At 70.0% G+C, this 5,943-nt stretch carries 6 protein-coding genes; 3 read left to right on the forward strand and 3 right to left on the reverse strand.

The genetic code is table 11. The features are described from left to right. Window positions 1–2,653: glycerol-3-phosphate 1-O-acyltransferase PlsB (gene plsB, locus D183_RS0110175; protein ID WP_017908893.1), on the forward strand; the 2,653-nt coding region annotated here is incomplete at its 5' end. Between the two features lie 215 nt (window positions 2,654–2,868). After that, window positions 2,869–3,711, forward strand: coding sequence for a DUF2884 family protein (locus tag D183_RS0110180; protein ID WP_017908894.1), 843 nt, complete (start codon window positions 2,869–2,871; stop codon window positions 3,709–3,711). A gap of 94 nt (window positions 3,712–3,805) precedes the next feature. On the opposite strand, the gene D183_RS0110185 is transcribed toward D183_RS0110180, so the two are convergent. Further along, on the reverse strand, window positions 3,806–4,384 hold the full coding sequence (locus D183_RS0110185) for a DUF488 domain-containing protein (protein WP_017908895.1): 579 nt from the start codon (window positions 4,382–4,384) through the stop codon (window positions 3,806–3,808). After that, window positions 4,381–4,584 (reverse strand): YdcH family protein, encoded by a 204-nt coding sequence (locus tag D183_RS0110190; RefSeq protein ID WP_017908896.1) that lies wholly within the window; start codon window positions 4,582–4,584, stop codon window positions 4,381–4,383. The genes D183_RS0110185 and D183_RS0110190 overlap by 4 nt, the downstream gene beginning before the upstream one ends. A gap of 165 nt (window positions 4,585–4,749) precedes the next feature. Here D183_RS0110190 and bamE point away from each other — a divergent pair, with 165 nt between their 5' ends. Beyond that, on the forward strand, window positions 4,750–5,328 hold the full coding sequence (gene bamE, locus D183_RS0110195) for an outer membrane protein assembly factor BamE domain-containing protein (RefSeq protein ID WP_017908897.1): 579 nt from the start codon (window positions 4,750–4,752) through the stop codon (window positions 5,326–5,328). Window positions 5,329–5,472: 144 nt separating this feature from the next. Here bamE and D183_RS0110200 read toward each other — a convergent pair. Beyond that, window positions 5,473–5,943: XVIPCD domain-containing protein (locus tag D183_RS0110200; protein ID WP_017908898.1), on the reverse strand; the 471-nt coding region annotated here is incomplete at its 5' end.

A 5,943-nucleotide genomic window follows, 5' to 3' on the forward strand; every position in this document is an offset into this window, starting at 1 on the left:
GAATCCCCTCCCGTTCCCCGACGACGCCGCGGCCGCACGCGCGGCCGACGCGGCACGTGCGCTCGACGACGCCTCCCCGGCCGCCCCCGGCGCGTCCCCCTCCTCGACCGCCGCTCCCTCCACCCTGCCGGTGGCCGCACCCGCCGCGCGCCAGGCCAAGGGGCCGCTGTGGGCGCGCCTGCTCGGGCGCCTGGCCGATCCCTGGCTGGGCCTGAAGATCGAACCGGCCGAGCCGGGCCAGTACAACGACGGCCGCCCGGTGGTGTACGTGCTGGAGGACTACGGCCTGTCCAACGCGCTGATCCTGGACAAGGCCTGCCGCGAATCCGGCCTGCCCTCGCCGCTGGTGCCGCTGCCCGGCGACCCGCTGGGCCGCAAGCGCGCCTACCTGGCGCTGTCCCGGCGCAGCAGCAACCACGCGCTGCTGCCGGAGCAGCGCGGCGCCAAGACCCACTCCGATTCGCTGGCCAAGCTGCTGCAGGCGCACCGCGAGCGCCCGGACCTGGACATCCACCTGGTGCCGGTGTCGATCTTCGTCGGCCGCGCCCCGGACAAGCAGAGCGGCTGGTTCGCCGTGCTGTTCTCGGAAAACTGGGCGCTGGTGGGCAGCTTCCGGCGCCTGCTCGGCGTGCTGCTCAACGGCCGCAGCACCATCGTGCGCTTCGCCCCACCGGTGTCGATGCGGCAGACGGTGGAGGAAGGGCTGCCGCCCGAGCGCACCGTGCGCAAGCTGCAGCGCGTGCTGCGCACCCACTTCCGGCGCATCCGCGAGGCCGTGATCGGCCCCGACCTGTCGACCCGGCGCCTGCTGGTGGACCAGGTGCTGGCCGCCGAGCCGGTGCGCGAGGCGATCGCCGCGCAGGCCAAGCGCGACAACAGCAAACCGGTGGACGCCTGGCGCAAGGCGCACGCCTACGCCTGGGAAATCGCCGCCGACTATTCCAGCCCGGTGGTGCGCTCGGCCAGCTTCCTGCTGACCCACGTCTGGAACCGCATCTACGCCGGCGTGCTGGTCCACCACCTGGACAAGCTCAAGGACGCAGCGCCCGGGCACGAAGTGATCTACGTGCCCAGCCACCGCAGCCACATGGACTACCTGCTGCTGTCCTATCTGCTGTACGAACGCGGCATCGTGCCGCCGCACATCGTGGCCGGCATCAACCTCAACCTGCCGGTGGTCGGCACCCTGCTGCGCAAGGGCGGCGCGTTCTTCATCCGCCGCTCGATCAAGGGCAACGCGCTGTACTCGGCGGTGCTCAGCGAGTACGTGGCGCAACTGGTCGCCGGCGGCTACTCGATCGAGTACTTCGTCGAAGGCGGACGCTCGCGCACCGGCCGCCTGCTGCAGCCCAAGGGCGGCATGATCGCGATGACCCTGCGCGCGTTCCTGCGCCAGCCGCGCAAGCCGGTGCTGTTCCAGCCGATCTACGTCGGCTACGAGAAGCTGATGGAAGGCAACAGCTACCTCGACGAACTCAGCGGCCGGCCCAAGGAGAAGGAATCGATCTGGGCGCTGCTGTGGGGCATCCCCAAGGTGCTCAAGCAGAACTACGGCCAGGTGGTGGTGAACTTCGGCGAGCCGATTCCGTTGAGCCAGGTGCTGGCGCAGCGCGCGCCGGAATGGGACGGCCAGCCGCTGGGCGAGGACGAGAAGCCGGCCTGGTTGAACGGCACCGTCGATGCGCTGGCGCAGCAGATCCAGGTGCACATCAACGCCGCCGCCGACGTCAATCCGGTCAACCTGCTGGCGCTGGCGCTGCTGTCCACGCCCAAGCACGCCATGGGCGAGGCCGACCTGATCGCGCAGATCGAACTGTGCAAGAAGCTGCTGGCGGAACTGCCGTACTCGGACCGGGTCACGGTGACCCCGCACTCGCCCGAGCGCATCATCGCCCACGCCGAAGAGATCAACGTGCTCACCCGCACGCCGCATCCGCTCGGCGACGTGCTCAGCGTCAACGGCGACAACGCGGTGCTGCTGAGCTACTTCCGCAACAACGTGCTGCACCTGTTCACCGCCTCCTCGTGGGTGGCGTGCTGTTTCCAGAACAACCGCCGCATGAGCCGCGCCGGCCTGCTGCGGCTGGGCCGCACCGTGTACCCGTTCCTGCAGGCGGAGCTGTTCCTGCCGTGGAGCGAGGACCAGTTCGCCGAGCGCATCGAACGCACCATCGAGGTGTTCGTGCGCGAAGGCCTGCTGCTGCAGCTCGCCGAGGACGACGGCAGCGTGCTGGCGCGCAACACCGGCCAGACCGACGAGGTGTTCCGCCTGCGCGCCATCGGCCACTCGCTGCAACAGGCGTTCGAGCGCTATTACATCGCCATCTCGGTCCTGGTGAAGAACGGCCCGGGCAAGCTCGGCGCCGGCGAACTGGAGAGCCTGTGCCAGCAGGCCGCGCAACGTCTGAGCCTGCTGTACGCACCGGCGGCGCCGGAGTTCTTCGACAAGACCCTGTTCCGCGGCTTCATCCAGAAACTGCGCGAACTGAAGCTGGTGTGGCCGGACGAGAACAGCAAGCTGGTGTTCGACGAACGGCTGGATGCGTGGGCGAAGGACGCCAAGTTCATCCTCGGCCGTGAGCTGCGCCACACCATCGAGCGGGTCAGCCCGGAAGCGGCGAAGGTGGAGGAGCCGCCGGTTCCGCAGGATTGAGGCGGCAGTCGCAGCACTTGCCCTCGTGATGCGGTGAGATCCTGGCGCGTGGCGACGCGCCATGCATAAAGGCGCCCTGTTATCACTGCGGCGCGGCGGTTGACGTCGCGGCACAGTGACTTCCGACACGCGACCGTGGGCCTGTTCGGCCCGAGCATGCTTGAAACTCCCTGCTGCGGGTTCCGGCGATGCGCACAGCTCCTCTTTTCGCTCTGTTGCTGCTTGCCGCCTCCAGCGGGCCCGCGTGGGCCGACCAGGGCGACGACGCTGGCAAGCACGACCATCGGCCGCAGGTGTCCTCGCGCCAGTGCGGCCTGAGCACACCGTTCAACGTGCTCGCCGACACCGGCGGCATCTGGCTCACCCGCAGCGATGGCGACGGGCCGCGCGAGATCTTCTTCCATGCGGGCGAATTGAGCGTGGATCGCCAGGTGCAGCAGATCGGCGACGCCGATGCGCAGCGACTGCTGGAGATGGAACGCGAAACCCGCGCGCTGATGCCGCAGGTGGCCGATCTCTCTCACGAGGTGGTCGATCTCAGCTACGACGTGCTGGGTTCCGTTGTGGAGATGCTGACCGGCAGTGCCGGCAACGCGCGCAAGATCGAACGGCTGCGCACGCACGCCAACGCCTACGTCGACGGCACCCTCGGCAAGGGGCGCTGGGACCAGGAGGCGTTCGACGACCGGTTCGAGGACTATGTCGAAACGCAGGCGGAAAGCTTCGTGGGCAGCATCACCCGACACGTGCTCTGGCAGGTCGTGACGGGCCGCGCGGAGGCCATCGGCGAACGCGCCGACCGCATGGACGCCGCCCTCGAGGCGCGGCTGGATGCGCGCAGCAAGGGGATCGAAACCAAGGCGCAGGCGCTGTGCGCACGGGTGGCGCGGCTGGACCAGCTGCAGCAGGCGCTGGAGTACCGCTATCGCGGCCAGCCTCTGCGCCTGCTCGCCGCCAACCAGGACGGAGCGAGCGAACAGGGCACCACCACGCTCGTCAGCACCGACGATACGCCGCACAGCAACGCGATCGCGGTGCCGTCGGTTCCGCAGGACTGAGTCTGACGCCGCAGCGCGTGGCGCGACCCGCAGTGGAATCCCGGCGCGTGGCGACGCGGCGGACACCCTGACGCGGCGACCATGGAAGCGCGGCTCAGGCGTCGAACAGATCTCCGGTGCGCGGCCCCGCAGCCGCCGCATCGGGCGGATAGACCAGTTGCCCCTGCGCGTCGCTGCGCGCAGCCGGGTTGAGCGTGGCCGGCTCCTGGCGGCCGACATCGATCAGGTGCACCACCGGATGGCCATGGTGCAGCAGATGGTCGCAGACGATCTGGCGGTGGCACTGCCGCCAGTAGGCCTCGGCGCACATGACCGCGCACACGCCGTCCTCGCCGAAGGCCTGCAACTCGGCCAGCGCCTCGGCGAATTCGGCGCCCAGCGCGTAATCCGCGTAGTTGTGGAAGCTGACGCTGCGCCAGTGGCCGTTGCGCTGCGGATCGACGCCCGGCTGCTTGCCGCGGCGTCCGCCCAGGGCGCGGAAGTGCCGGTAGGCGATCCCCGCGGCGGCCAGCGCCGGTGCCAGCGCGCTGCCGTCGAACTGCGGGAACCGCCGCGAGTACGGAAAGGCGCGCACGTCGGCGAGCCGGGTGACGCCGGCGCCCTGCAGGATCTGCAGGAAAGTCTCCAGGCTGCGCGTGGAATGGCCGACGCTGAAGAAGGTCGCCGCGCTCACGCCGGTTCGTCGGGGATCAGCAGATGCTCCAGGCGCAGGATGCAGTCCTTCAGTTGCAGCTTGCGCTTCTTCAGCCGCTTGGCTTCCAGCTCGTCGTCCAGATTGGCCGGGATGCGCTGCAGCTGTTCGTCGAGCGCGCGGTGCTCCCGACGCAGGGCGTCGATGCGCAGGGAGATCTCGGCGGGCGTCAGGGTGTCCACGAGGTTCGAGCATACACAGGCCACCGGTCCGCCGTCACCGTGCAACGCGCCGCTATCCCAGGTGCAGGCCAGCCGGCACAATGCGCGCGGGCGCCGCGGCGGAGGCGGTGCCCTCCCACCCTCGTGCCACCCGCGGCAGGATCGCCGCGCCGAAAGGAGTCAGCCATGCGTTCGTTCCGTTCCCCGTTCGTTCTCGCCCTCGCCCTGGCGGCGGCCCTGCCGCAGCTGGCCGCGGCGGCCGATGCCAAGTTCTCCGGCTTCCTGTGCTGCAACATGCGCAGCGACGGCAGCTGGATCAGCGACAGCAACTACGCCGAAGACGGCAAGCGGGTGATCCCGGCCGGCACGCCGGTGCAGGTGACCGGTTACGGCCGCTACCGGGTCAATGTGTTGATCGACGGCAAGAAGCAGTCGATCGGCAACGACTACAGCCGCGACCTGGGCAACGAGGCCTTCGCCCAGCGCTACGTGGTCGCGCAGGATCCCACGGCGAAGCTGGCGGCCTACCCGCCGAAGATCCGCGAGGCGATCGCCGCCAACCGCGTGACCAAGGGCATGACCCGCGAGCAGGTGCTGATGGCGCTGGGCTATCCGATCACCAGCGAGAACCCGAGCCTGGACGCGCCGCTATGGCGCTACTGGCTCGACAGCTTCAACGAGTTCCAGGTGTCCTTCGACGGCGCCAGCAAGGTCGACAAGGTCACCGCCGATCCGAAGACCCAGAACCTGGTCTGGCAGCCGTAAGCCCGGCGCGACTCCATGCGCCATGGCGCCGCGCTTCCGCCTCGGCGGAGGCGGCGCGAAGCGCATGCCATGGCCGCGACCTGCCGCGACCATGGCGCGACGCAAGGGCAGCGGGCGCTGGGCGCATCCCGCCGGCCACTGCGCTCAACGGCTCAGCACCTGCGGCGGATCGGTCCGCGTCGGGCCCTGTTGCGAGGCCTGCAGCGCCTGCTCCTGCGCCTGGCGCTGCGCCTGGCCCTGCTGCGCGCCCAGTTGCTGCAGCTGCTGGTAGGTCTCCTGCGCCGGCCGTGCGATCGCCTCGCTGGTCGGCATGTGCGCGCGGTTGGCGTAGGGATCGGGCGAAACGTCGCCGCCGTTGCGGTACACGAACGCCAGTTCGCCGCCCTGGTGCGCGGCGGTGGGCCGGTTGAAGCCCACTGCCAGCTGATCGCGCTCGCTGAAGCCGTTCTGCCTGGCCAGCAAGGTCAGGCTGGCGGTCATACGCTCGCTGTTGTCGTCCCAACCCTTGCCGATCGCCTGTTCGGCCTGGGCCACGCCGCTGCGGACCCGCTCGTGCAGGGCGCGATCGGCGGCACCCGGCGCGGCGGTCGGCTCGCTGGCGCGCGGCGCAGGCGG

Origin of the sequence: Xanthomonas sp. SHU 199 (assembly GCF_000364665.1) — a bacterium.
Classification (GTDB): domain Bacteria; phylum Pseudomonadota; class Gammaproteobacteria; order Xanthomonadales; family Xanthomonadaceae; genus Xanthomonas_A; species Xanthomonas_A sontii.

What these genes read in the sequence shown, in the direction of transcription:
- bamE (WP_017908897.1), top strand. Translation starts at nt 4,750, where the DNA reads ATGCGTTCGTTCCGTTCCCCGTTCGTTCTCGCCCTCGCCCTGGCGGCG.